The sequence below is a fragment of the Streptomyces sp. NPDC049585 genome, assembly GCF_040675615.1.
Taxonomy (GTDB): domain Bacteria; phylum Actinomycetota; class Actinomycetes; order Streptomycetales; family Streptomycetaceae; genus Streptomyces; species Streptomyces luteosporeus.
In genome coordinates this window covers 246397-271719 of the sequence record NZ_JBFAPE010000001.1, presented here as the reverse complement: position 1 = coordinate 271719, position 25323 = coordinate 246397, and the positions used below count along the sequence as shown (strand labels likewise).

The following is a 25323-nucleotide window of genomic DNA, read 5'->3' as shown; positions in this document are numbered from 1 at the left end:
GGCTGACCCCTCATGCGTCAATTGTCCGTCGTGTCCCGCAGTGTGGCCGCGGCCGCCGTCAGTGCGGCCCTGATCGGCGGCGCCGTGGCGTGCGGCCCCGAGAAGAACGGCGCCGGATCCGGCAGCGGCGGGGAGGGCGGTGCCCCGAAGAAGGGCGGCACCCTCACCGTCCTCAACCGCGGGCCGCAGAAGCAGTTCGACCCCGCCCGCCTGTACACCTCCGGCGGCGGCAACCTGCCCTCCCTCGTCTACCGCACGCTGACCACCCGTCACCGCGCGAACGGCGCCGAGGGCACCAAGGTCGTCCCCGACCTCGCCACCGACACCGGCCGGCCCACCGACGACGCCAAGACCTGGACGTTCACCCTCAAGGACGGCCTGACGTACGAGGACGGCACGCCCATCACCTCGGCCGACATCAAGTACGGCGTCGAGCGCTCCTTCGCCCCCGAACTCTCCGGCGGCGCGCCCTACCTGCGCGACTGGCTGGTGGGCGGCGACACCTACCAGGGCCCCTACAAGGAGAAGAAGGGCCTCGACTCCATCGAGACGCCGGACGCGAGGACCATCGTCTTCAAGCTGCGCAAGTCCGAGGGCGACTTCCCCTACTTCGCCACCTCCACCCAGTTCGCACCCGTGCCCAAGGCCAAGGACACCGGCGCGAAGTACGCCGAGCACCCCGTCTCCTCCGGCCCGTACAAGCTCGTCAAGAACGTGGGCGACGGCCAGCAGATGCTCTTCGAGCGCAACACCCACTGGTCGCAGGACACCGACAAGGAGCGGCACGCCTACCCCGACCGCATCGAGGTGAAGTCCGGCCTGGACTCCGCCGTGATCAACCAGCGGCTGTCGGCCGGCCAGGGCGCCGACGCCGCCGCCGTCACCACCGACACCAACCTCGGCCCCGCCGAACTCGCCCAGGTCACCGGCGACAAGAAGCTGGCCGCCCGCGTCGGCACCGGCCACTTCGCCCAGACCAGCTACCTGGCGTTCAACCCCGAGGCCAAGCCCTTCGACAACCCGAAGGTCCGCCAGGCGATCGCGTACGCGATCAACCGCACGAGCGTCGTCAACGCCGCCGGCGGCTCCTCGCTCGCCGAGCCCGCCACCACCTTCCTGCCCCACCAGAAGCCGCTCGGGTACACGCCGTACGACCCCTTCCCGGCGGGCGCCAAGGGTGATGCCGGCAAGGCCAAGGAGCTGCTGAAGGAGGCCGGTTACGACAACGGCCTGGAGATCACCCTCACCCATTCCACCGCCCAGAACTTCGAGACCAGCCCCGAGATCGCCACCGCGATCCAGGCCGCGCTCAAGGAGGCCGGCATCAGCGTGAAGCTGGAGGGTCTGGAGGACAACGACTACGACGAGAAGATCCACAGCCTGGAGAAGCAGCCGGGCCTGTTCATCGCCCACTGGGGTGCCGACTGGCCCTCCGGCGGCCCCTTCCTCGCCCCGATCTTCGATGGCCGCCAGATCGTCAAGGACGGCGCCAACTTCAACACCGCCCGCCTGAACGACGCCTCCGTCAACGACGAGATCGACGCCATCAACAAGATCACCGACCATGACGAGGCCGCCCGCCGCTGGGGCGCCCTCGACAAGAAGATCGGTGAGCAGGCGCTGACCGTGCCGCTGTTCCACCCCGTCTACAAGCGGCTGTTCGGCAAGGACGTCAAGAACGTCGTCATCAGCGACTGGACCGGTGTCCTCGACGTCTCGCAGGTCGCGGTCAAGTGAGCACGCTCGTCACCGTGAAGGAGACGGAGACGGAGGCGGGGGCCGGCGCCCCCGCCTCCGGGGCCCGGCAGTTCCGGCGGCGGCTGCGCAGCCGCAAGGCCGTCCTCGTGGCCGCCGCCGTGCTCGCCCTCCTCGTCCTGCTCGCCCTCTTCGCCCCGCTGCTCGCCGCCCTCGAAGGCCAAGACCCGGGCGCGTACCACGACACCCTCGTCGACTCCGCGCGCGGCGGCGTGCCCCTCGGCGACCTCGGCGGCGTCAGCGCCGAGCACTGGCTGGGCGTCGAACCCGGCACCGGCCGCGACCTGTTCGCCCGCCTGGTGTACGGCGCCCGCGTCTCGCTGCTCGTCGCCCTCGGCGCCACCCTCGTCCAGGTGCTCGTCGGCGTCGGCATCGGCCTGGGCGCCGCCCTCGGCAACCGCGTCGTCGAGTCCGTGCTCAGCCACGTCACCGACGTGATGGTGGCCATGCCGCTGCTGGTCTTCGCCATCGCGCTCATGGCCGTCGTCCCCGCCGACTTCCCCCGGCCCCTGCTGCTCGTCGTCGCCATCGGGCTGCTGCAGTGGGGCGGCATGGCCCGCATGGTGCGCGCCCAGGCCCTGAGCCTGAAGAAGCTCGACTTCGTCGCGGCCGCCCGGCTCACCGGCGCCTCCACCTGGCGCGTCGCCCGCCGTGAGCTGCTGCCCTCGCTCGCCGCCCCCGTCATCACCTACGCGGCCGTGCTGCTGCCCACCAACATCGTGCTGGAGGCGAGCATGTCCTTCCTCGGCGTCGGCGTGAAGCCGCCGACCCCCTCCTGGGGCCAGATGCTCTCCACCGCCACCACCTGGTTCCGTGCCGACCCCCTCTACGTCCTGCTGCCCGCCCTGATGCTCTTCACCACCACCCTCGCCTTCACCGTCCTCGGCGACGGGGTGCGCACCGCCCTCGACCCGCGCGAGGCGTCCCGCCTGCGCGTCGGCACCGGCCGGCGCACGGCCCGCGGGCGCGGCGCGGGAGGCCCCGCGTGATCGGATACCTGCTGCGACGCGCCCTCGGCGCGCTCGTCGTCGTCCTCGTCCTGACCGCCGTCGTCTACGCGACCTTCTACATCGCCCCCGGCGACCCCGCCCGCCTGGCGTGCGGCCCGCGCTGCAACCCCGAGCAGATCGCCCAGGTCCGCGAGCAGCTGTCCCTGAACGACCCCGTGTACGTGCAGTACTGGCACTTCCTGCAGGGCATCGTCACCGGCCACGACTACTCCACCGGCACCGGCACGCTGCACTGCGACGCGCCCTGCTTCGGCCTGTCGTACCAAAGCGATCAGCAGGTCACCGACCTGCTGATCCAGCGCCTGCCCGCCACCGCCTCCCTCGCCGCCGGCGCCATGGTCGTGTGGCTGGTCCTGGGCACCGGCACCGGGCTGGTCTCCGCCCTGCGCCGCGGCGGCGCCACCGAGCGCGTCCTGACCTGGCTCACCCTCGCCGGCACCGCCACCCCCGTCTTCCTCAGCGGCCTGGGCCTGCTCATGCTCTTCTGCGCCTACCTGCAGTGGCTGCCCTTCCCCTCCTACGTGGCGCTGACCGACGACCCCGAACAGTGGGCGTGGAACATGCTCCTGCCCTGGGCCGCCCTCGGCCTGCAGGAGTCCGCCAAGTACGCCCGGCTCACCCGCAGCTCCCTGCTGGAGACCCTCGCCGAGGACCACATCCGCACCTTCCGCGCCTACGGCATCGGCGAGAAGGCCCTGATCGGCCGGCACGCCCTGCGCGGCGCCCTGGCCCCCGTCATCGCCCTGACCGCCGCCGACTTCGGCTCGATGTTCGGCAACGCGATCCTCACCGAGATGATGTTCGGACTTCCCGGCATCGGACAGCTCATGGTGGGCGCCACCCGCACCATCGACCTGCCCGTCGTCGTCGCGATCGTCACCGTCACCGGCACCGTCGTCGTCCTCGCCGGCATCGTCGCCGACCTCCTGTACGCCGCCGCCGACCGAAGGGTGGTCCTGCGATGACCGCACCCGCCACCGAACCCCTCGTCAGCGTCACCGACCTGACCGTCGCCTTCCCCACCGGCGGCGAGGGCGCCGTACGGGCCGTGGACGGCCTGTCCTTCGAGCTCGCCCCCGGCGGCGCCCTCGGCATCGTCGGCGAATCCGGCTCCGGCAAGTCCACCGCCGCCTACGCCCTGCTCGGCCTGCACCGCGGCACCGGCGCCCGGGTCACCGGCTCCGTGCGCGTCGCCGGCCACGACGTCGAGGCCCTCGACGAGCGCGGACTGCGCCGGCTGCGCGGCGGGGCCGCCGCCATGGTCTTCCAGGACCCCCTCTCCTCCCTCGACCCCTACCAGGCCGTCGGCGACCAGATCGCCGAAGTGCTGCGCGCCCACCGCCCCGGCACCACCCGGCGCGCCGCACAGGTCCAGGCCGTCGCCGTCCTGGACCGCGTCGGCATCCCCGACGCCGCCCGCCGCGCCCGCTCGCGCCCCCACGAGTTCAGCGGCGGCATGCGCCAGCGCGTCCTGATCGCCATGGCCGTCGCCTGCGAGCCGAAGCTGCTGATCGCCGACGAACCCACCACCGCCCTCGACGTCACCGTCCAGGACCGGATCCTCGCCCTCCTGCGCGAGGTGCGCGAGGAGACCGGCGCCGGCCTTCTCCTGGTCACCCACGACCTGGGCGTGGCCGCCGGCAGCGTCGACGAACTGCTGGTGATGAAGGACGGCCGCGCCGTCGAGCACGGCTCCCTGCGCACCGTCCTCGACCGCCCCCGCGAGCCGTACACCCGCGACCTGCTGGCTGCCGTGCCCCGCGTCGGCGACCGTCGCGAGCGGCCCGCTCCGCTCGCGGACGAGGCGCCCGTGCTGCTCCAAGCCACCGGCCTGCAGCGGCGGTTCGGCCGCGGCCGGCACGCCGTCACCGCCGTCGACGACATCTCGCTGACCGTGCGCGCCGGGGAGACCGTCGGCATCGTCGGCGAGTCCGGCAGCGGCAAGACCACCCTCGGCCGGATGCTGGTGCGCCTCCTCGAACCCACCGGCGGCACCCTGCACTACCGCGGCCGCGACATCGGCACTGCGAAGGACCGCGCCCTGCGCCCCTTCCGCAGTGAGCTGCAGATGGTCTTCCAGGACCCGGTCTCCTCCCTCAACCCCCGCCGCAGCATCGGCGAGTCCATAGCCGACCCGCTGCGGGCCGCCGGCACCCTCGACGACGCCGCCGTCCGCGCCCGCGTGCGCGAACTGCTCACCCGCGTGGGCCTGGACCCGGACGCCTACCACCGCCACCCGCACGAGTTCAGCGGCGGCCAGCGCCAGCGCGTGGGCATCGCCCGCGCCCTCGCGCCCGAGCCCCGGCTGATCGTGTGCGACGAGCCCGTCTCCGCCCTCGACGTCACCACCCAGGCCCAGATCGTCCGGCTGCTGGGCGAGTTGCAGCGCGAGCTCGGCCTGGCGCTGGTCTTCATCGCCCACGACCTCGCCGTCGTCCGCCAGGTGAGTGACCGGCTCGTCGTCATGCGCGGCGGTCGCGTCGTCGAGGAGGGGCCCGCCGACCGGGTCTACGAGGACCCCCGCGACCCCTACACCCAGGGCCTGCTGGCCGCCGTACCGCGCCTGGAGGCGGTGGCCTAGGGCCCGAAGGGGCGCGGGGAACTGCGCGATCGGCCACCGACGGCCCGCAGCCGACACGCCACCTCCGGACCCCGTCTGCGGGCGCGTTGTGGCTTGTCGCGCAGTTCCCCGCGCCCCTTACGGGGCGTAGCCCAGAAGAACGCCCCAAGGGGGCGGAAGTCACGCCCGTTCACCCCTTCCGGTGGCGCGACGGACAACCGTCCGCCGCGCCACGGGCGAGCCCGCATAGCGTGCTCCCGCTGCCGCAACGGCGGCTTCCGACAAGGGAGAACGGGGGTGCTTTCGTGCGTGTGGGCCTGCTTTCCGAGGGCGGCTATCCGTATGCCGCGGGCGAGGGCGGTGAGTGGTGCGACCGGCTCGTGCGCGGGTTGGCCCAGCACGACTTCGAGCTCTACGCCCTGAGCCGGACGGCCCGTCAGGAGGACAGCGGCTGGCCCGCGCTGCCCGGCAACGTCCGGCGCGTCCGGGCGGCCGCGCTGTGGGGCGTCCCCCCCACCGGCGCCGCCGGGCGCGGGTACGGGCCCGGTGGCCGCGACCGGCGCCGGCGCTTCGCCGCCCACTTCGGGGACCTGGCCGCGGCCATCACCCTTCCCGGCGATCAGGCGTACCGTTTCACCGACGGTCTCAACGGCCTGGCCGACCTCGCCCGCGACGAAGGCGGACTCGCCACCGCCCTGCGCTCCGAGGACGCCCTGCGCGTCCTGGAGAACGCCTGCCGGGCCCCCGGCGCCCACCCCGCCGCCTACGACATCCGTGTCCCCGACCTGCTCCTGGTCACCGGCCACCTCGAACGCGCCCTGCGCCCGCTGTCCCTCGACTGGTACGGCACCGCCGACGGCGACCGGGGGCTGGCGGCCGTCGACCTGTGCCACGCCACCTCCGCCGGACCCGCCGCCCTCCCGGGCCTGATGGCCAAACGCTTCTTCGGAACCCCCCTGCTCGTCACCGAGTACGAGGTCGGACTGCGCGCCCACCACCTCGCCTCCCTCGACTCCGCCGACGACCTCTCCCGCCCCGTCCGCACCCTGCTCGCCGCCTTCCACCGGCAGCTCGCCGCCCTCGTCTACAGCGAGGCCGCCCTCGTCACCGCCGGCGACGGCCAGGGCCGCCGCTGGCAGGAGCGCTGCGGCGCCGACCGCTCCCGGCTGCGCACCGTCCACCCCGGCACCGACGCCGGCCTGTACGGGACCGCCGGCGAGACCGAGGAGGCCGAACCCCCGGGCGACCCCCTCCTCGTGTGGACCGGCGGCCCCACCGAACCCCACCTGTGGGAAGCCCTCGCCGCCCTGCGCACCGACCACCCCGGACTGCGCCTGAGAGTCGTCGGAGCACCCCCGGATACCGCCGACGGCGCCGACCGGGTCGAATACACCCCCGCCCGCGGCCCCGAGGACTACCCCGCCGGCAGCATCGTCCTGCTCTCCGGAGCCCAGGACGGCTTCCCCACCGCCCTCACCGAGGCCATGTTCTGCGGCCGCCCCACCGTCTCGCCCGACGTCGGCGCCGTCCGCGAGGTCATCGGCGGCACCGGCCTCGTCGTCCCCGCCCGCCGGGCCGGCCACCTGGCCGAGGCCTGCCGCGCCCTGCTGGAGGACCCCGCCCGCCGCGCCCGCCTCGGCGCCGCCGCCCGCGCCCGCGCCCTCGAACTGTTCACCGTCGAGCAGAACGTCGCCGCCTTCGGCGCCCTCTACCTCGAAGTCCTCTCCCGCGCCCCCGTCACCCACACCGCCTGCGACCCCGCCGTCCCCTTCTCCCGCGCCGCCGGCGACAGCACCCCCCTCGCCGTGTCCCCCCGCTCCGCCTCACCCACCTGGGCAGGACGCCCGTGACGGCACCCACCTCCTCCCTGCACCCCGCCGCCCCCGCCCCGGCCGGGATAACACCGGACCCCACCCCGCCGCCCACGCCCGCCGACCCCGTCAAGGCCCTCCTCGCCCGCCACCACGCCCTGTGCGCCCGCGCCGTCGAACCCCTGGAGATCGCCGCCGGCCTCGAAGCCCACGGCATCGACGACCGGCAGGCCGCCGAGTACCGCCACCGCGACGTCTTCTCCCTCGCCGAGGAGCTCCACGCCCGCGTCGAACGCACCGACGACCCGCCGCCCGCCCCGGGCCCCGCCCCGCACACCCCCGCGCGCCCGTACGCGACCTGCGCGACCCTGCGCGGCCCGGGAACCGTCCCCGTCGCCCTGGCCTGCCTGTGGCTCGTCGCCTACGGACTCCTCGGCGACTGGCTCCTCACCGCCCTGCTGCACGGCCGGCGCGCCCTCGGCGGCCCCACCCTGCTGTCCTCCGCCGCCCATGCCGCCGCCCCCACCGCCCTCGCCCTGGCCTGCGCCACCGTCCCCGCCGCCCTGACCGCCCACTGGTTCGCCGCCCACGCCCGCCGCGCCCTCGACGACCGCGACCTGGCCGGCTTCGCCCGCCGCGCCCGGCCCGCCCTGCTGCTGGCCGCCACCGCCTTCCTCGCCGCCCTGCTCGCCTTCTGGTGGCCCGCCCGCACCGGCCTGCCCGCCGGCCCCGCGCAGAGCACCGCGCCCCTCGCCGGCGCCGCCCTCGCCGGCCTGGGCACCCTGCTCTACCTCGCCCTGCTGCTCACCGCCCACGGCCTGACCCGCCCCGCCACCACCGCCCTCCTCGCCGCCGCCCTCGCCGAGGCCCTCGCCCCCGCCTCGCTGCTCGCCGCCCGGCTTCCCGGCTGCGAGGCCCTGCGCTGGCCCGTCGCCTGGGCGGTCACCGCGCACGGCCCCGCCGCCGTACCCCTCCTGGCCTGTGTCCCCACCGCGCTGGCCCTGCTCGGCCACGCCGTCCCCGCGCTGTCCCGGGCCTCGGTGCACGGGCGCCGCCCGCACCCCCGCCACCCGGCGGCCGCCGCCCCGCCCCGGGAAACCGGTGGCCGCCCGGGTGACCCCCCACCGTGTCAGAGGAGACCCACGAAGATGACACCGCAACCCGGCACCGCCGCCACCGTCAGCCGGCCCGAGCGGGGGCACGACCGATGAGAGTGCTGCTCCTGGGCGCCAACGGCTACATCGGCCGCTTCGTGGCCGACCGGCTGCTCGCCGACCCCGCCGTCCAGCTCACCGCCCTCGGCCGGGGCGACGACGCCGACGTCCGCTTCGACCTCGCCAGCGGCAGCCCCGGCGCGCTGACGCGCTTCCTCAACGCCGTGCACCCCGGCGTCGTCATCAACTGCGCCGGCGCCACCCGCGGCGGCGCCCGCGACCTGACCCGGCACAACACCGTCGCCGTCGCCACCGTCTGCGAGTCCCTGCGCCGCAGCGGCTGCGGCGCCCGCCTGGTGCAGATCGGCTGCTCCTCCGAGTACGGGCCCTCCCAGCCCGGCTCCTCCACCGCCGAGGACGCCGTGCCCCGCCCCGGCGGCCCGTACGGCGTCAGCAAGCTCGCCGCCACCGAGCTCGTCCTCGGCTCCGGGCTCGACGCCATCGTCCTGCGCGTCTTCTCGCCCGTGGGCCCCGGCACCCCGGCCGGCTCCCCGCTCGGCCGGCTCGCCGAGGCCATGCGCCGCGCCATGCAGAGCGGCGACAACGAGCTCAAGCTCACCGGCCTCGGTGTCCAGCGCGACTTCGTCGATGTCCGCGACATCGCCCGCGCCGTCCACGCCGCCTCCCTCTCCGCCGCCCAGGGCGCCGTCAACATCGGTACCGGCCGGGCCGTGCGGCTGCGCGACGCCGCCACCCTCCTCGCCCGCGTCGCCGGCTTCGGCGGCGCCCTGCACGAACTCGACGACCCCCACCTCGGCGCCCCGCCCGCCTACCCCTACCCCGACGGCTGCGGCAGCTGGCAGCAGGCCGACGTGCGCACCGCCCGCGACCGGCTCGGCTGGCGGCCCCGCATCGGGCTGGAGGAGTCCCTCGCCGACATCTGGATGGAGGCTGCGTGTCGCATCTGATCCCCTCCGGCCACCGCCGCCCGCTCGCCGCCCGCCCCGCACCGCTGCGCCTGGCCGTGCCCGGCTTCGCCCACCCGCTGGTCGCCCCGGCCGAGTGGGGCGGCCTGCAGCGGGCCGGCCTCCCGCTGGACTGGGTCACCCTCGGCAGCACCGCCCTGCGCGAGGCCGACGGCGTCACCGGCGGCCCCGGCGCCCGCCAGGACCCGTACTGGCTGGCCGCGGCCGTACCGCTGCGCACCGCCGGCATCCGGGTGCTGGGCCACCTGGACCTCGCGCACGGCGCCCGGCCCTTCGGGGAGCTGCTCTCCGACGCCCAGCGCTTCCTCAACTGGTACCGCGTCGACGGCTTCCTGCTGGCCCGCTGCCCCGCCGACGCCGATGCCCTGCCCGAGGTGCGGCGCGTCGCCGGCGCCCTGCGCACCGTCCTCGAACGAGCCCACCTCGTGCTCGCGCAGGGCACCCACCCGAGCCCCGGATACGCGGAATTTGCCGACCAGTTGGTCACCTTCGCCGGCCCCTGGTCCGGCTACCGCTGGTCCAGGGCGGCCGAGTGGACGACCGACCACCCGCCCGAGCGCTTCTGCCACCTCGTCCACGGGGTGCCGCGCTCCCACCTCCAGGAGGCGCTGCGCGTGGCCCGCTGGCAGGGGGCGGGCACGATCTACTTCACCGACCGCACCGACCACGGCGCGGTCGACCCCTGGGAATCCCTGCCCGGCTACTGGGACGAGATCGTCTCGACCATCGGACCCGGTCTCTCGGAATGAGACGGCGCGTGGCAGTGTTGCACCGAAGAACACTGCCTGCGTTCCCCGTCCCACGGGGATGACCCTGGAGTCGCCGTGTCGCTGCCACCCCTGGTCGAGCCAGCCGCCGAGCTCACCGTCGACGAGGTCCGTCGGTACTCCCGCCACCTGATCATCCCGGACGTCGGGATGGACGGGCAGAAGCGCCTGAAGAACGCCAAGGTGCTGTGCGTGGGCGCCGGCGGGCTCGGATCCCCCGCGCTGATGTACCTCGCGGCCGCGGGCGTGGGCACGCTCGGCATCGTGGAGTTCGACGAGGTCGACGAGTCGAACCTGCAGCGGCAGATCATCCACAGCCAGGCCGACATCGGCCGCTCCAAGGCCGCCTCCGCCCGCGACACCGTGCTCGGCATCAACCCGTACGTGAACGTCGTCCTGCACGAGGGCCGGCTCGAGGCCGACAACGTCATGGAGATCTTCTCCCAGTACGACCTCATCGTGGACGGCACCGACAACTTCGCCACCCGCTACCTGGTCAACGACGCCTGCGTGCTGCTGAACAAGCCGTACGTGTGGGGCTCGATCTACCGCTTCGACGGCCAGGCGTCGGTGTTCTGGAGCGAGCACGGGCCCTGCTACCGCTGCCTGTACCCCGAGCCCCCGCCGCCGGGCATGGTGCCCTCCTGCGCCGAGGGCGGCGTGCTGGGCGTGCTGTGCGCCTCGATCGGCTCGATCCAGGTCAACGAGGCCATCAAGCTGCTGGCCGGCATCGGCGACCCGCTGGTCGGCCGGCTGATGATCTACGACGCCCTGGAGATGACCTACCGCCAGGTCAAGGTCCGCAAGGACCCCGACTGCGCGGTCTGCGGCAAGAACCCCACCGTCACCGAGCTCATCGACTACGAGGCGTTCTGCGGCGTGGTCAGCGAGGAGGCGCAGGCGGCCGCGGCCGGCTCCACGATCACTCCGCGCCAGCTGAAGGAGTGGATCGACGGCGGCGAGAACATCGACATCATCGACGTCCGCGAGCCGAACGAGTACGAGATCGTCTCCATCCCCGGCGCCCGGCTGATCCCCAAGAACGAGTTCCTCATGGGCAACGCCCTGCAGGACCTGCCCCAGGACAAGAGGATCGTCCTGCACTGCAAGACCGGCGTCCGCTCGGCGGAGGTGCTGGCGGTGCTGAAGTCCGCGGGCTTCGCGGACGCGGTCCACGTGGGCGGCGGCGTGATCGGCTGGGTCAACCAGGTCGAGCCGCACAAGCCGGTGTACTGACGCCCCGAAGGGGCGCGGGGCAGGGTGGAGTGTCGGCTGCGGGCCGCCGGTGGCCGATCGCGCCCGCGGACGAAGTGCCGTGCGGCGGCAGCCGCAGATCGAACGCTGCCCCGCGCCCCTATGGGCCGCAGGTCGTCCCGTCCGCCGGGATCCTGCCGTCCAGCAGATGGGCGTTCACCGCCCTCGTCGCGCAGGAGCTCACCCCGTACGTCCCGTGGCCCTCGCCCTGCACCGTGAGCACCACGCCCACGCCCTTGCCGAGCTGCTCCGCCATGCTGCGGGCGCCGGCCACGGGCGTCGCCGGGTCGCCGGCGTTGCCCACCACCAGGATCGGCGGCGCGCCCGCGGCCCGGACGTCCGGGGTGCGCCACTTGCCCTTCACCGGCCAGTCCGTGCACGTCAGCAGCGACCAGGCCGCGGACTCCCCGAAGACGGGGGAAGCCGCCTTGAACTCCGCCATGGACCGGCGCACGTCGTCGACGGTGTAGCGCTGCTCGGCGTCCGCGCAGGAAATGGCCCGGTTGGCGGCCGTGAGGTTGCTGTAGCGGCCCTCGGGCGAGCGGCCGGACATCGCGTCGAAGAGCAGCAGCAGGGTGTTGCCGGTGCGCTTGACCATGGCCTCCTGCAGGCCCGCCGTCAGGTATTTCCAGGTGTCCTTCGAGTACAGCGCGGCCGCGATGCCGCCGGTGGCCTCGTCCTGGGTCAGCCTGCGGCCCTGGCTGGTGGGCAGGGGGCGCTCGTCCAGGTCGCGCAGCAGCGTCGTGATCTGCCCGAGGGTCGGGCAGCCGGCCGTACCGCGGCAGTCCTTGAGGTAGTCCTCCAGGGCCAGCTGGAAGCCCTTGGTCTGGGCGATGTTGCCCTGGACCGGGTCCTGGGTGGGGTCGACGACGGCGTCGAGCACCGTCCGGCCGACGTTGCGGGGGAACAAGTGGGCGTAGACACCGCCCAGTTCGGTGCCGTACGAGATGCCGAAGTAGTTGAGCTTGGCGTCGCCCAGTGCCGCGCGGATGCGGTCCATGTCGCGGGCGGCGCTGGCGGTGTCCACCTGGGGCAGGACCTTGGCGGAGTTCTTGGCACAGGCGTCGGTGAACGCCTTGTTCGTCGCCAGCGTCGCGCGCAGCTCGGCGTCGTCGTCCGGCGTGCCGTCCACCTGGTAGGCGGCGTCGAGCTCCTTGTCGCTCTGGCAGCGCACCCCGGCGCTCTCGCCCACCCCGCGCGGGTCGAAGGAGACGAGGTCGTAGCGGCGGTGCAGCGTGTCGTAGGTGTCGGCGAGCGAGGGCAGCGTCTGCACCCCGGAGGCGCCCGGGCCGCCGAAGTTGAAGACCAGCGAGCCGATGCGGTGCGCGGTGTCCGTCGCCCGGCTGCGGATCAGGGCGAGCTCGATCTTCTCGCCGTCCGGCCGGGCGTGGTCCAGCGGCACCGGGAGCTTTGCGCACTCCCACGCCTTGCCGGGTGCCTTGCCGCCGCCCTGGGCGGGCGTGGGGGCGGCGCAGCGCTGCCACTGCAGGGCGGGGGAGGCGGCGGACGTGGCGTTCTTGCCGTCACCACTGCCGCCGCCGCTTCCGCCGTTGCCGGGGCTCCCGTCGTCGCTGCCGCACGCGGTGGCGGTGAGGGCGATCGCGAGGGCCGCGGAGGCGAGGGCCGCCGCCCTGGGCCGTGGCCGCTGGATACTCATTCCACCGACTCTACGGAGGAATGGGCCATTCCCAACGCACTGGCCCCCGGCGTACGGTCGCCGTCGGAGGGAGCGCAGGGGCGCACGGGCGACGCTGCGGCCCGGCCGGTGGGCGGTGCGGAGGCCGTTCCGGGGGCGGGCCCGGCCCCGGGGCCGGTGGGCCAGCCGGGGACACCGGTGGCCGGCGCCGGTAAGCCGCTGTTGCCCGCGGGCGTGCCCCGGCACTGGTCGGGCTGCTCGTCGAGCGGCCTGGACTGCGTCTGCCACAGTGCCATCAGGGCGGCCAGCAGCGCCGCTATGGCGAGGGCACCGGTGAGCATCCTGTACCTGTCGTCCGCGGTGTGCTCGGCGTCCGGCTCCACCTCGGCCCCCTCCCCGGGCGTTCGTACGACCTGTGTTACCAGTCTTATGTGTTACCAGTCTTACCCGTGTGAAGTGCTATGGGTGCTATGAGCACACCTTCCCGGGTGCCGGAACAGTACCTTCCAGCAGGTATGCGTCAACCGTGCTCTTCACGCACGCATTGCCGCTGTCGTACGCTCCGTGCCCCTCTCCCCGGTACGTCATCTCGACTCCGACGCCCTGGCCCAGCTCCTGCGCCATCTTGTGCGCTCCCTCGTAAGGAGTCGCCGGGTCACCGGTGTTGCCCACGACGAGGATGGGTGCGGCCCCCTTGGCGCTGACGTCCGGCGTCTGCCACTCGCCCTTGGCGGGCCAGCCGGTGCACTGCAGCAGGCTCCAGGCCATGAAGTCGCCGAAGACGGGACTGGTCCTGCGGAACTCGGCCGCCTTCTTCTGCACGTCCGCCACGGTGTAGCGCTGGGCGAAGTCGGCGCAGGTGACGGCGTTGAGCGAGGCCTGCAGTGAGCTGTACTTGCCGTCCTGGCCACGGCCGTTCATGGTGTCGCCGAGAGCCAGCAGGATCTTCCCGTCGCCGTTCTCGGCGTCCTCCACGCCCTCGGTCAGGTAGTCCCAGAAGTCCTTCGAGTACAGCGACTGCGCGATGCCGCCGGTGGCCAGGGTCTGTGTGAGGTCGCGGCCCTCGCCGCCCGGGATCGGCTTCTTCTCCAGGCGGTCGAGGAGACCGGTGATCTGCTGCTCGGTCGGGCAGTTGTCGGACGTCTTCCCGCACGCGGTCATGTAGTTGCCGAGCGCCAGCTGGAAGCCGCCGGCTTGGGCGAGGGCGCTCTGCACGGGGTCGCTCGCCGGGTCGACGACGGCGTCGAGCACGGCGCGGCCGACGTTGCGGGGGAACAAGTGGGCGTAGACGCCGCCCAGTTCGGTGCCGTACGAGATGCCGAAGTAGTGCAGCTTCGCGTCGCCGAGCACCTGGCGCATCAGGTCCATGTCGCGGGCGGCGTTCGTCGTGCCGACGTACGGGAGGATCTTGCCGGAGTGCTTGCGGCAGCCGTCCGCGTAGGTCGCGATGCGGTCCTGGAGCTCCTTCTCCTGGTCCTTGGTGGTGGGGGTGGCGTCGGCCGCGTAGTACGCGTCGAGCTCCTTGTCGGACAGGCAGGTGATCCCGTTGCTGCGGCCGACGCCGCGCGGGTCGAAGGACACCAGGTCGTAGCGGGTGCGCAGGGTGCTGTAGTCGTCCGCGAACGCCGGCAGCGTCGTGACGCCGGAGCCGCCGGGGCCGCCGAAGTTGAACACCAGCGAACCGATGCGGTGGGCCTGGTCGGTGGCACGCGCCCGGATCATCGCGATGCCGATCGTGTCCTTGTCGGGGTGCGCGTAGTCCAGCGGGGCGCGCAGCGTCGCGCACTCCCAGTCGTTGCCCGGCGGGCGGCCGGCCGCGTTGCTGTCCTCGGCGCGGCTGGGGGCCGGGCACTTCTTCCAGTCGAGCTTCTGGGTGGAGAAGGGGGTCGGGGCCGCGCCCGCCGTGTCCGCGGCCGGTGCCGGGGTCGCGGTGGCCGCGTCGGCGTCCGGGCGTCCGCCGCCGGAGCAGCCCGTCGCCGTTGCCGCGGTGAGGAGCAGGAGCGCGGCTGCGGGGAGGGCTGCCGCCCGTGCGGATCTGGACACGGGGTCCATCCTGGGCGCGGGGGTGGGGGTGTGCGCGCGGGGTGGGGCGTACGGGTTACGTGGCCGGATTGCGTGGCGTGGTTGCGTAGCTGGGTTGCGTGGTCTGGTTGCGTAGCCGGGTCAGGTGGCGATGAACGTTACTTCTGTGGCTTTGACCGTGATCCAGACGGTCCGGCCCTCCTTGAGGGCCAGGTCGGCCACCGCCGCCGGGGTGACCTCGGCGATCACTTGCGGCTGCCCTTCGACGAGGACGCGGACGCGGCTGCCGTGGGGCGTCAGCTCGCGGATCGTGCCCTGCCAGATGTTGCGGGGCGAGCCCGGGGACGGGTGGGTCGTGTGCACGGCCACGGCGGCGGGGTCGACCAGGGCGATGCCGGTCGTGCGGGTCGTACCGGTCGTGCGGGTCGTGCCGGTCGTGCGGGTCGTGCCGGTCGTCCCCGGCGGGGGTGGGTCGGCCGGGGTGAGGGTGCCGCCGCCGTGGAGGTGCAGGGTGCCGTCGGCTGCCGCCGTGGCGTGCCACGCGTTGCGGCCCAGCATGCGGGCCGTCCACGGGGAGCGGGGGTGGCGCGTCAGCTCGGCGGGGGGTGCGTACTGGGTCGTACGGCCGTCCTCCAGGACGAGGACGTGGTCGGCGAGGGAGACGGCCTCGACGGGGTCGTGCGTGACGATCAGGCACACGCCGGGGAAGTCGGCGAGATGCGTGCGCAGGGTGTGGCGCACGTGGGCGCGGGTCGACTGGTCGAGCGCCGCCAACGGCTCGTCGAGCAGCAGGAGTCGGGGCCGGGCGGCGAGGGCGCGGGCGAGCGCCACGCGCTGGGCCTGGCCGCCGGAGAGGTGGGCGGGTCGGCGGTGGGCCAGGTCGCCGACGGCCAGGGTGTCCAGCCAGTGCTGGGCCTCGGCGAGGGCTTCGCGTTTCGGTACGCCCTGGGCGCGCAGGCCGTACGCCGTGTTGGCGAGGGCGGTCAGGTGCGGGAAGAGGGCGCCGTCCTGGGGGACCCAGGAGATGCGGCGGCGGTGGGGCGGGGTGGTCGAGCCGTCCGTGGCGCGGGTGGTGAGGCCGAGCAGGGCGCGCAGGAGCGTCGTCTTACCGGCGCCGTTGGGGCCGACCACGGCGATGGTCGTGCCGGCGGGGGCGTCGAGGGTGGCGTGGACGGTGCCGGTGACGGTGGTGCGCAGAGGGTGCGGGGTGGGTCGGGGGCGGGGCGGGGACGACCCTCCGGGGACTGCCATATTCGCGGCCGTTGCCCCATGTTGCTCGGAGTGCCCCGAACTTGGCCGCAAATATGGCTTTACGTCCCTCTCCGGGTCATCCCCGCCCCGCCCCCTCCGGTCCGTCGGCGGGTGCAGCCAGTTGCCGCGGAGGGAGATGAGGACGGTTGCGGCTGTGGCGAGGAGGAGGAGCGAGAGTGCCGTGGCTCCTTCCGGGTCGTCCTGGAGGAGCAAGTAGACCTGGAGGGGGAGGGTTTGCGTCTCGCCCGGGAGGTTGCCCGCGAAGGTGATCGTTGCGCCGAACTCGCCCAGCGCCCTTGCCCAGCAGAGCGCGGCACCGGCCAGGAGGCCCGGGGCGATGAGGGGGAGGGTGATCGTGCGGAAGGTGCGCAGCGGTGAGGAGCCGAGTGTTGTCGCTGTTTCTTCGTAGCGGGGGTGGAGGGTTTTGAGGGCTCCTTCGATGCTGATCACCAGGAACGGCATCGAGACGAACGTGGAGGCGACCACTGCGGCCGGGGTCGAGAAGGGGAGGGTGATGCCCAGTTGCGCGAGGGTGCCGCCCAGGACGCCGTTCCTGCCGTAGCCCTGGAGGAGGGCCACGCCCGCCACCGTGGGGGGCAGGACCATGGGCAGCATCACCAGGGAGCGGATCAGCGCCTTGCCGCGGAACGTTCCCCTGGCCAGCACCCATGCCAGGGGGACGCCTAGGGTGAGGGAGAGCGCCAGTGCCGTCAGGGACACCTTCAGGCTCAGCGTCAGTGCCTGGGTGACCGGCTCGCTTGTGAGGCGGGACGGCAGGGTGCTCCAGGGGGTGCGGGCCAGGATGCCCGCGAGGGGGACGAGCAGGAACGCCACCGCTACGGCGGCGGGGAGGGCGAGGGGCAGGGGAGTGCGGGCCCTCATGGCTTCTCGAAGCCTGCTTTTCGCAGAAGTTGCTGGGCCTCGTCGGACGTCAGCCACGTGATGAAGTCGTCGGCTTGCTTGGTGTGTTTCGCATTCCTGAGCGTCGCCGCGGGGTAGGTCGCCACGGCGTTCTGCGTCGCAGGGATCTCGACCGTGGTGGTTTTTGCTGCGGTGGCGTCCGTTTGGTAGACGATGCCTGCGTCGGCCTCCTTCATGGAGACCTTGCTCAGAACCGCGCGGACGTTGGGCTCCTGCGACACCGGTTTCACCGTGATGTGCTGGTTGTCGAGGATCTTCTTGCTGTAGCGGCCCGCGGGGACCTCCGGGGCCGCCAGGACCACCTTGAGGTCGGGGCGGGCGAGGTCCGCGAGGGTGTGGATGTTCTTGGGGTTGCCCGGGGTGGTGACGATCGTCAGTTTGTTCCTGGCGATGGTGACCGGCGTCGTCGTGCTGCTTTTGAGGCCGTCCATCGTCTTGGTGTCGGCCGTCACCAGGGCGTCCGCCGGGACACCCTGGCGTACCTGGGCGGCCAGTTCCTGGGAGCCGGCGAAGGAGAACGTGAGCCTCGTGCCGGGGTGCGACTTTTCGTAGGTCGCCCGGGCCTGCTTGAAGACGTCCGTCAGGGATGCCGCTGCCAGGACTGTGACGGTGGTCTGTTTCTCCTCGGTGGCGCTGCAGGCAGCCGTCAGGGTGATGAGCAGGGCTGCGGCCAGGGCCGCGCGGGTGCGGTTCATCGGGTCTCCGTCAGGCGCGATCGATGTGCACGTTGGTGGCCTTCACCCGGGCCACCGCTTCCATGCCCACCTCGAGCCCCAGCTCCTCGACGGCCTCGCGGGTCAGGAGCGAGACCAGGCGGTGCGGGCCCGCCTGGATCTCCACCTGTGCGGCCACGTCGCCGAGCTTGACGGCGGTGATGATGCCCGGGAAGGCGTTGCGGGCCGTGGTGTACGCCGGTTCGTCCTCGGTGGCGGTGAGGGTGACCGAGAACGCCGCCAGGTCCTTGCCGGAGATGTGGCGTTTGCCTGCCTCGTCCCGGGTGGTGGGGAGGCGGCCGGCGTCGGCCCAGCGACGGACGGTGTCGGGGCTGACGCTGAGCAGACGGGCCGCCTGCCCGATGGTGTACGACCGCATGTGCGGCACGGTATGGGGTTCAGGGTTGCAGGTGCAAGCCTAGATGGCTGCTTTACGTGTCAGGTGCGTGAAGGACGCCCAGCCGGGGAGGACGGGCAGCCACAGGGTCATCAGGCGGAAGAGGAGGACGGCGGGCGCCGCCTGTTCGGCCGGCAGGCCGGCGAAGGTGAGGGCACCGGTGAGGGCGAACTCGACCGCGCCGACGCCGCCGGGAGTGGGCGCTGCCGAGCCCAGGGCGTTGGCGGTCAGGAAGACCACGGCGATGCTCGCGTAGCTCAGCTCGCCGCCGAAGGCCCGGATCGAGGCGTCCAGGCACATGACGTTGGCGGCGGTCAGCAGCAGCATGCCGCCGATGCCGATGCAGAGCTTCTGCGGGCGCTGCAGGACGTCGAGCATGCGCGGGACGACGCCGGCGAACAGCGAGCGCACCCGGGTGGAGACGAACTTGCGCAGCACCGGGATCGCCGCCACGACCAGGACCAGCACGGCGGCGGTCAGCAGGCCGCCGATCACCGTGCGGGAGGGGCCGAGGGAGTCGCTGCGCTCGGTGCCGGTGATGTAGCCGAAGGACAGCAGCAGCATGATGTGGCAGGCCAGGCCGAACAGCTGGGAGGCGCCGACGCTGGCGACCGCCAGGCCCGGGCGGATGCCCGCGCGCTGCAGGAAGCGGGTGTTCAGGGCCACGCCGCCGACCGCGGCCGGGGCGACGATCTTGACGAACGAGCCGGCGACCTGGGCCAGCACGGTGCGGCCGAAGGTCACCTTCTCCGGCACGAAGCCCAGCAGGCTCATGGCGGCCGCCACGTAGGTCAGCGCCTGGAAGGCCACGGCGACCGCGACCCAGCCCCAGTTGGCCTTGTCGACGAGGTCGCCGAACTTGACGTGGGTGAGCTGCGAGAGCAGGAAGTACGCGGCGATCGCGCCCGCCACGAAGCTGATCAGCGTGCGGGGCTTGATGCGCTCCAGGCGTACCGGCTCTATGGGCGCCTGGGGGCGGACGAGGAGCACCTGGCGGCGGATCTGCGCCAGCAGGTCCTCCTCGCGGGCCTCCTCCAGCGCCTCCTCCAGGGCCTTCTTCTCGGCGTGGCGCTCGGCCTTGAGGGCCTTGCGGCTCTCCGGCTCGCGGGCCTCCTTCGCCGCCTTCAGGACGCGCTCGCGCTCGCGCTCGGAGCGCTCGCGGGCCAGCTGGCGCAGTGTGGCGCGGCTGATGCGGGTGAGGGCCAGGGGCTGCAGCAGGGGCAGGCTGTCGGCGATGGCGTCGGGGCCCAGGACCGCCACTCCGGTGGCCACGGCCCGTTCGGCGCCCACGCGCAGGCCGAGGGTCACCAGGAGCTGGGCGACGTCCATGCGCAGCACGAGGTCGCCGGCGGCGATCTCGCCGGAGCGCAGGTCGGTCAGGACGACATTGCCGGAACGATCCACCAGGAGGGCGTCGCCGTCGAGCCTGCGGTGCGCGATGCGGCGCGACTGCAGGGCCCGCAGCTGGCGCCAGGCGGAGGTGAGCAGCTCGTCGGTGATCTTGTCGTCCGGCACGGCGTCCAGGGGACGGCCGCCGGTGTGCTCGTAGACGAGCATCACCGCGTCCGGGCCGAGCTCGGAGGTGGCGATCAGCTTGGGGGCGTTGGCGCCGGCCGCGATGGCGGCGTAGGCGAGCAGCGCCTCCTGTTCCAGGGCCTGGCGCAGGGAGAGCAGGCTGCGCCGCTGGATCGTCTCGCGCAGCGCGAGGCGCTGCCAGACGCGGTAGAAGAAGCCCTGGGCCTGCTGCTCGCGGTCGACGACGGTGACGTCGAGGGGCGGGCCGTCCTCCAGGGTGACGATGTAGCGGCGGCCGCGGTCGGGGTGGGCCTCGTCCGCGGCGGTGTCCTCCGCGCGCAGGGCGCTCTCCGGCCGGAAGCCGACGCGCCGCAGCCCGGCCAGCAGGTGCCGGCCGGTGGGGCGGACGTTGGGGGAGCCGACCGCGTACAGGGTGCCGTACGCCACCGTCCAGCCGATCAGGACGGTGACGGCGATGGAGAACGGCGTGGTGTAGCCGTTGACCAGCACCGCGAAGGAGTCGAGCAGCAGGACGGCCCACATGGCCACGCGCCAGCGGGGCCGGCGGGACATGCCGACGGCCGTCATGTAGGCGATCACGGGCGCCAGGTAGCCGTGCACCGGATCGGTCACGCCGCCGCTGGGCGCGCGCTGGGTGAGCGCGTCACGGATCGAGTCCGGGGCCGCCTCGGCCACCCACAGGGCGGTCGCCAGCGACACCCCGTGCGCGAGCACGGCCGCCAGCACGCCGTCGGCGATGCGCAGGCCGTCGCGTTTGACCAGGCGCTCGACGGCGAACGCCACCGGGACGATGAAGACCGCGATGTTCGCCGTCAGGCCGGCGAAGTTCGCCAGCAGCTCGGGCACCGTGCCCGTGCTCTGCCGGATGTCCTGCGCCACTCCCTGGGTGGTGGAGTGGGCGAAGGCCGCGAGGGCGAGCACCAGGGCGATCCCGAGGATGCCCAGGAACAGCCGCACCAGGTCCGCGGGACGGTGGACCCGGGCGGGCAGCAGCGGCTCGTCGCCGGAGACCTTGTCGATGCGGCCCTCCCCGTCCTTGGCGCAGTCCTTGTCCCAGGACAGCACTCGACGGGCGCGCGCCCCGTCATGAGGCTGCGCGCCCTGCTCGTCGTCCGTCTCGTCTCGGTCTCGTATCACCAGTCACCGCCCGGAAGATGGTGGCACGACCCGGCCGGGCAAGGGGGTATCAGGGTGCATTTCGGGGGCGCGGACTGGAGATCGTACGCCCTGTAGTGCGAAGGCGCACTCTGGGTGATCTTGCAGAGGGCTGCTTCCGGCCCCGAGCGGCACTGTCGGTGGCCTGCGGCAGTATGGACCGGATGAGCGAGCTTCCGGAGTACGCCGAGCGGGTCCTGTCGCTCGCCGAGCGCATCCCGCCCGGCAAGGTGATGACCTACGGCGACGTCGCGGAATGGCTCGGCGACGGCGGGCCCCGGCAGGTCGGCCGCGTCATGGCCCTCTACGGCGGTGCCGTGCCCTGGTGGCGCGTCGTGCGCGCGGACGGCCGGCTGCTGCACGGCCACGAACGGCGGGCCCTGGAGCACTACCGCGCCGAGGGCACCCCGCTGCGCCCCGGCGACACCCCGCGCGTGGCCATGGCCACGGCCCGCTGGGACGGTGTGACGCACGACACGTGACCGGGGCCACGGCCGCGGTGTTTCCCCAGTAACCCGAAGGGATGAGCCACCGGCCGCCGGACGGCACCCCGCGGGACGCCCTGCGTCCCGGGCCGCTCCTGGCGTAGCGTCGGTGACCGCCCTGCGCACCGGGCCCCTCCCGACACACCAGACCCACCAGGACCGGCACCACACGTGAGCTCCTCCACCTCGTCGCCCCAGCCCGCCCCGGGCGCGTACCGCCTGGTGCGCACCCGGCCGGGTCCCGCGGCCCCCCTCGAGCTGGACGCGGCCCAGCGCGCGGTGGTTGAGCACGAGCGGGGACCCCTGCTGGTCCTCGCCGGCCCCGGCACCGGCAAGACCACCACCCTCGTCGAGGCCGTCGCCGAACGGGTGCGGCGCGGCACCGACCCCGAGCGGATCCTCGTCCTCACCTTCAGCCGCAAGGCCGCCGTCGACGTCCGCGACCGCATCGCCGCCCGCCTCGGCGGCACCCTCGGCCCCCAGGCCACCACCTTCCACTCCTACTGCTACGCCCTCGTGCGCGCCCACCAGGACGCCGAGGCGTTCGCCGAACCCCTGCGCCTGCTGTCCGGCCCGGAACAGGACGTCATGGTCCGCGAGCTGCTGGAGGGCGAGCTCGCCCTCGCCCGCGAGGGCCGCGGCCGCGTGCGCTGGCCCGACGAACTGCGCGCCTGCCTGACCACCCGCGGCTTCGCCGACGAGATGCGCGCCGTCCTCGCCCGCACCCGCGAGCTCGGCCTCGGCCCCGGCGACCTCGGCGCCTTCGCCCACCGCAGCGGCCGCCCCGACTGGCGCGCCGCCGCCGCCTTCCTCGCCGAGTACCTCGACGTCCTCGACGCCCGCGGCGTCCTCGACTACGCCGAGCTCGTCCACCGGGCCGTCCTCCTCGCCGAACGCGACGACGTCGCCGCCGACCTCGCCCGCCGCTACGACGCCGTCTTCGTCGACGAGTACCAGGACACCGACGCCGCCCAGAACCGCCTCCTGCACGCCCTCGCCGGCGGCGGCCGCACCCTGGTCGCCCTCGGCGACCCCGACCAGTCCATCTACGCCTTCCGCGGCGCCGACGTCGGCGGCATCCTCGACTTCCCGCACGCCTTCCCCACCGCCGACGGCACCCCCGCACCCGTGGCCGTCCTCACCACCTGCCGCCGCTCCGCCGCGCACCTCCTCCAGGCCACCCGGCTGCTCACCCGCCGCATGCCGCTGACCCGCCTGCCCGCCGACGCGGTACGCGCCCACCGCGACCTGACGGCCGTCCGCGACGGCGGCCGCGTGGAGACGTACACCTACCCGACGGCCGGCGCCGAGACCGACAACATCGCCGACATCCTGCGCCGCGCCCACCTGGAGGACGGCGTCCCCTGGCAGGACATGGCCGTCCTCGTCCGCGCCGGCACCCGCTCGATCCCCACCCTCCGCCGCACCCTGACCGCGGCAGGCGTCCCCGTGGAGGTCGACGGCGACGACATCCCCCTCCGCCACGAACCGGCGGTGGCCCCCCTGCTGACGGCCCTCCGCGTGGCCGCGGAGGCGGCCCTGCGGGAGGCGGTGGGGGCCGCGGAGGCCGCGGACGGCACGGGCCCGTCGGGGCCCTCCGTGACGGCCGAGGCCGCCGGGGCTGCCGGGTCTCCTGCGGCACCCACGACCCCCGGATCCGGCGGGTCTCCTGCGGCGGCCGGGTCCGCCGGCTCCCCGGCGGCGCCCGCGGCGCCGGTGACGTCCGCAGCTGCTGCGACTGCCGGGGGCTCCGGGGCTTCCGAGGCGGCCGGCTCCGCCGGCTCCGCCGCTCTTGCGGCGACCGTGCCGTCAGCGACGTCCACAGCCGCCGCTGCGGCTCCCGCGGGTTCCGAGGCTGCTGGCGCGGCGCCTGCGGCAGTCGGCGCGGCCCCCGGGGCCAGTGGGGCGGCCGAGGCCGCCGGTCCCGCCGCCCGCGCGGCGGCCGAGGTGCCCGGGGGCGCCGCCGCTTCCGCGGCCGCCGAGGAGGCCGTCGTGGGGGGCGCCCCCGCGCCGGAGGCGCGGGGGCGGCTGGCCGCCGAGACGGCCATCGGGTTGCTGACGTCGCCCCTCGGCGGCATGGACGCCGCCGATCTGCGGCGGCTCGGGCGGGCTTTGCGGGAGGAGGAGCGTGCCGCCGGGGAGGTTGCTCCACGGCCCTCGGACGAGCTCATTGCGCGGGCGCTCGCCGAGCCCGAGCGCCTCGTCGCGCACGACCCGGCGTACGCGCGCGCCGCCCAGCGCCTGGGTGGGCTGTTGCGGGACGCGCGCGCGATCCTGGTGCGCGGCGGCACCGCCGAGGACGCCCTTTGGGCGCTGTGGGACGGCACCCCGTGGCCCTCGCGTCTGCAGCGGGCGGCGCACCGCGGCGGTCCCGCGGGCCGCAACGCCGACCGTGATCTCGACGCGGTCTGCGCCCTGTTCGAGACGGCCGCCCGCGCGGAGGAGCGCACCGGCGGGCTCGGTGCCCTCGGTTTCCTCGACGAGGTCGAGGCCCAGGACATCGCCGCCGACACGCTCACGCGCCGCCCGGTGCGTCCGGACGCCGTACGTCTGATGACCGCGCACCGCTCCAAGGGCCTGCAGTGGCGGCTGGTCGTCGTCGCCGGCGTGCAGGAGGGCCTGTGGCCGGACCTGCGCCGGCGCGGTTCCCTGCTGGAGGCCGACCGCATCGGGCGGGACGGGCTTGCCGAGCCGCTGCCTGCGGGCGCCCTGCTCGCGGAGGAGCGCCGCCTGTTCTACGTGGCGGCGACCCGTGCCCGCGAGCGGCTGGTCGTCACCGCCGTGCAGGCGGCCGCGGAGGACGGCGACCAGCCGTCGCGGTTCCTGGCCGAACTGGGCGTCGAGCCCGTGGCCATAGCGCACCGTCCGCGCCGGCCCCTGGCCGTGGCCGCGCTGGTGGCCGAGTTGCGTGCGACGACCGTGGACCCGGCGGCGACCCCGGCGCTGCGCGCCGCCGCGGCCCGGCGGTTGGCCACCCTGGCCGCGCTGCGGGACGAGGACGGCCAGCCCCTCGTACCCGCCGCCCACCCCTACCGCTGGTGGGGGCTGCACGAGACGACGCACAACGAGACCCCGCTGCGGGATCCCGAGCGGCCGGTGGCCCTGTCGCCGTCGGCCGTCGGCCAGCTGACCGGCACGGGCTGTTCGCTGCAGTGGTTCCTGGGCCGGGAGGTCAAGGCGGACGCCCCGGCGACGGCGGCGCAGGGTTTCGGCAACGTCGTCCACGTCCTGGCCGACGAGGTCGCCTCCGGCCGTACGCCCGCGGACCTCGCCGTGCTGATGGAGCGCCTCGACGGCGTGTGGGACGCCCTCGCCTTCGACGCGCCGTGGAAGTCGCAGCAGGAGAAGGAGACGGCCCGCGCCGCCCTGGAGCGTTTCCTGCGCTGGCACGTGATGGAACGCGGCCGGCACCCGGTCGCCACCGAGCACCCCTTCGACGTGACCCTCAAGGCCGAGCAGTACCTCGTGCGCGTGCGCGGCTCCATGGACCGCGTCGAACGCGACGACCACGGCCGCGCCTACGTCGTCGACTTCAAGACCGGCAAGAACGCGCCGACCGCCAAGGAGGTCGCCGTCCACCCCCAGCTCGCCGTCTACCAGCGGGCCGTCGCCGAGGGCGCCGTGGACGACGTCTTCGACGGCCGTCGCCCGGAGCCGGGCGGCGCCGAACTCGTCCACCTGCGCCAGGGTGCGGCCAAGAAGGAGGGCGGCGACGCCCTGCCCAAGGTCCAGGCCCAGGACGCCCCGGACGGCGAGTGGATCGGCTCCCTCCTCGCGGAGGCCGCCGGCCGTGTCCTCGAGGAACGCTTCACCCCCCGCCCCGGCCAGCACTGCACCCACTGCACCTTCCGTGCCTCGTGCAGCGCCCGGCCCGAGGGCCGCCACGTCGTCGAGTAGAAGCAGCGTCGAG

Annotated in this window: 18 protein-coding genes; 11 read left to right on the top strand and 7 right to left on the bottom strand. The window is 74.0% G+C overall.

Going from position 1 to position 25323, the window contains the following annotated elements:
- The first annotated feature begins 12 nt into the window (after nt 1–12).
- From AB0K17_RS01240 to moeZ, 9 genes are all read left to right on the top strand, one after another.
- Nucleotides 13–1737, top strand: coding sequence for an ABC transporter substrate-binding protein (locus tag AB0K17_RS01240; protein ID WP_365981710.1), 1725 nt, complete (start codon nt 13–15; stop codon nt 1735–1737).
- Complete coding sequence (locus tag AB0K17_RS01235) at nt 1734–2744, top strand: ABC transporter permease (protein WP_365981709.1); 1011 nt, start codon at nt 1734–1736, stop codon at nt 2742–2744. The genes AB0K17_RS01240 and AB0K17_RS01235 overlap by 4 nt, the downstream gene beginning before the upstream one ends.
- Nucleotides 2741–3730, top strand: coding sequence for an ABC transporter permease (locus tag AB0K17_RS01230; RefSeq protein ID WP_365981708.1), 990 nt, complete (start codon nt 2741–2743; stop codon nt 3728–3730). The genes AB0K17_RS01235 and AB0K17_RS01230 overlap by 4 nt, the downstream gene beginning before the upstream one ends.
- Nucleotides 3727–5346 carry an ABC transporter ATP-binding protein gene (locus AB0K17_RS01225; protein ID WP_365981707.1) on the top strand — a complete coding sequence of 540 codons (1620 nt, stop codon included), beginning with the start codon at nt 3727–3729 and terminating at the stop codon, nt 5344–5346. Before AB0K17_RS01230 ends, AB0K17_RS01225 begins: the two co-directional genes overlap by 4 nt.
- 290 nt (nt 5347–5636) lie before the next feature.
- Nucleotides 5637–7175 (top strand): DUF3492 domain-containing protein, encoded by a 1539-nt coding sequence (locus AB0K17_RS01220; protein ID WP_365981706.1) that lies wholly within the window; start codon nt 5637–5639, stop codon nt 7173–7175.
- A complete protein-coding gene (locus tag AB0K17_RS01215; RefSeq protein WP_365981704.1) occupies nt 7172–8347 on the top strand; it encodes a hypothetical protein in 1176 nt (391 codons plus the stop codon). Before AB0K17_RS01220 ends, AB0K17_RS01215 begins: the two co-directional genes overlap by 4 nt.
- A complete protein-coding gene (locus AB0K17_RS01210) occupies nt 8344–9258 on the top strand; it encodes an NAD-dependent epimerase/dehydratase family protein (RefSeq protein WP_344438247.1) in 915 nt (304 codons plus the stop codon). Before AB0K17_RS01215 ends, AB0K17_RS01210 begins: the two co-directional genes overlap by 4 nt.
- Nucleotides 9255–10025, top strand: a complete 771-nt coding sequence (locus AB0K17_RS01205; protein WP_365981824.1) for a spherulation-specific family 4 protein — start codon at nt 9255–9257, stop codon at nt 10023–10025. Before AB0K17_RS01210 ends, AB0K17_RS01205 begins: the two co-directional genes overlap by 4 nt.
- A 75-nt stretch (nt 10026–10100) precedes the next feature.
- Nucleotides 10101–11279 (top strand): adenylyltransferase/sulfurtransferase MoeZ, encoded by a 1179-nt coding sequence (moeZ, locus tag AB0K17_RS01200; RefSeq protein WP_365969923.1) that lies wholly within the window; start codon nt 10101–10103, stop codon nt 11277–11279.
- 118 nt (nt 11280–11397) lie between these two features.
- Here the strand turns inward: moeZ and AB0K17_RS01195 are convergent, their stop codons facing one another.
- From AB0K17_RS01195 to AB0K17_RS01165, 7 genes are all read right to left on the bottom strand, one after another.
- Nucleotides 11398–12954 (bottom strand): alpha/beta hydrolase, encoded by a 1557-nt coding sequence (locus tag AB0K17_RS01195; RefSeq protein ID WP_365981703.1) that lies wholly within the window; start codon nt 12952–12954, stop codon nt 11398–11400.
- Nucleotides 12951–13316: a hypothetical protein gene (locus tag AB0K17_RS01190; protein WP_365981702.1), complete on the bottom strand. Its 366-nt coding sequence runs from the start codon at nt 13314–13316 to the stop codon at nt 12951–12953. The genes AB0K17_RS01195 and AB0K17_RS01190 overlap by 4 nt, the downstream gene beginning before the upstream one ends.
- Before the next feature lie 85 nt (nt 13317–13401).
- On the bottom strand, nt 13402–14985 hold the full coding sequence (locus AB0K17_RS01185; protein WP_365981701.1) for an alpha/beta hydrolase: 1584 nt from the start codon (nt 14983–14985) through the stop codon (nt 13402–13404).
- A 111-nt stretch (nt 14986–15096) separates the two neighbouring features.
- Nucleotides 15097–17088 (bottom strand): ABC transporter permease, encoded by a 1992-nt coding sequence (locus AB0K17_RS01180; RefSeq protein WP_365981700.1) that lies wholly within the window; start codon nt 17086–17088, stop codon nt 15097–15099.
- A complete protein-coding gene (gene modA, locus AB0K17_RS01175) occupies nt 17085–17822 on the bottom strand; it encodes a molybdate ABC transporter substrate-binding protein (protein ID WP_365981699.1) in 738 nt (245 codons plus the stop codon). The genes AB0K17_RS01180 and modA overlap by 4 nt, the downstream gene beginning before the upstream one ends.
- 10 nt (nt 17823–17832) lie before the next feature.
- Nucleotides 17833–18219, bottom strand: a complete 387-nt coding sequence (locus tag AB0K17_RS01170; protein ID WP_365965345.1) for a helix-turn-helix transcriptional regulator — start codon at nt 18217–18219, stop codon at nt 17833–17835.
- A 39-nt stretch (nt 18220–18258) separates the two neighbouring features.
- Nucleotides 18259–20910, bottom strand: coding sequence for a lysylphosphatidylglycerol synthase transmembrane domain-containing protein (locus tag AB0K17_RS01165; protein ID WP_365981698.1), 2652 nt, complete (start codon nt 20908–20910; stop codon nt 18259–18261).
- A 182-nt stretch (nt 20911–21092) separates the two neighbouring features.
- Between AB0K17_RS01165 and AB0K17_RS01160 the strand changes: the two genes are divergently transcribed.
- Together AB0K17_RS01160 and AB0K17_RS01155 are read left to right on the top strand one after the other, a co-directional pair.
- Nucleotides 21093–21410 (top strand): MGMT family protein, encoded by a 318-nt coding sequence (locus tag AB0K17_RS01160; RefSeq protein ID WP_365981697.1) that lies wholly within the window; start codon nt 21093–21095, stop codon nt 21408–21410.
- A gap of 225 nt (nt 21411–21635) precedes the next feature.
- The gene (locus AB0K17_RS01155; RefSeq protein WP_365981823.1) at nt 21636–25310 is read left to right on the top strand and encodes an ATP-dependent DNA helicase; all 3675 of its coding nucleotides are present in this window, start codon (nt 21636–21638) and stop codon (nt 25308–25310) included.
- Nucleotides 25311–25323 lie beyond the last annotated feature (13 nt).

Coding starts and splice junctions, on each gene's coding strand:
- AB0K17_RS01210 (WP_344438247.1), top strand. CDS start 8,344: ATGAGAGTGCTGCTCCTGGGCGCCAACGGCTACATCGGCCGCTTCGTG.
- AB0K17_RS01240 (WP_365981710.1), top strand. CDS start 13: ATGCGTCAATTGTCCGTCGTGTCCCGCAGTGTGGCCGCGGCCGCCGTC.
- modA (WP_365981699.1), bottom strand. CDS start 17,822: ATGAACCGCACCCGCGCGGCCCTGGCCGCAGCCCTGCTCATCACCCTG.
- AB0K17_RS01180 (WP_365981700.1), bottom strand. CDS start 17,088: ATGAGGGCCCGCACTCCCCTGCCCCTCGCCCTCCCCGCCGCCGTAGCG.
- AB0K17_RS01170 (WP_365965345.1), bottom strand. CDS start 18,219: ATGCGGTCGTACACCATCGGGCAGGCGGCCCGTCTGCTCAGCGTCAGC.
- AB0K17_RS01160 (WP_365981697.1), top strand. CDS start 21,093: ATGAGCGAGCTTCCGGAGTACGCCGAGCGGGTCCTGTCGCTCGCCGAG.
- AB0K17_RS01225 (WP_365981707.1), top strand. CDS start 3,727: ATGACCGCACCCGCCACCGAACCCCTCGTCAGCGTCACCGACCTGACC.
- AB0K17_RS01195 (WP_365981703.1), bottom strand. CDS start 12,954: ATGAGTATCCAGCGGCCACGGCCCAGGGCGGCGGCCCTCGCCTCCGCG.
- AB0K17_RS01185 (WP_365981701.1), bottom strand. CDS start 14,985: ATGGACCCCGTGTCCAGATCCGCACGGGCGGCAGCCCTCCCCGCAGCC.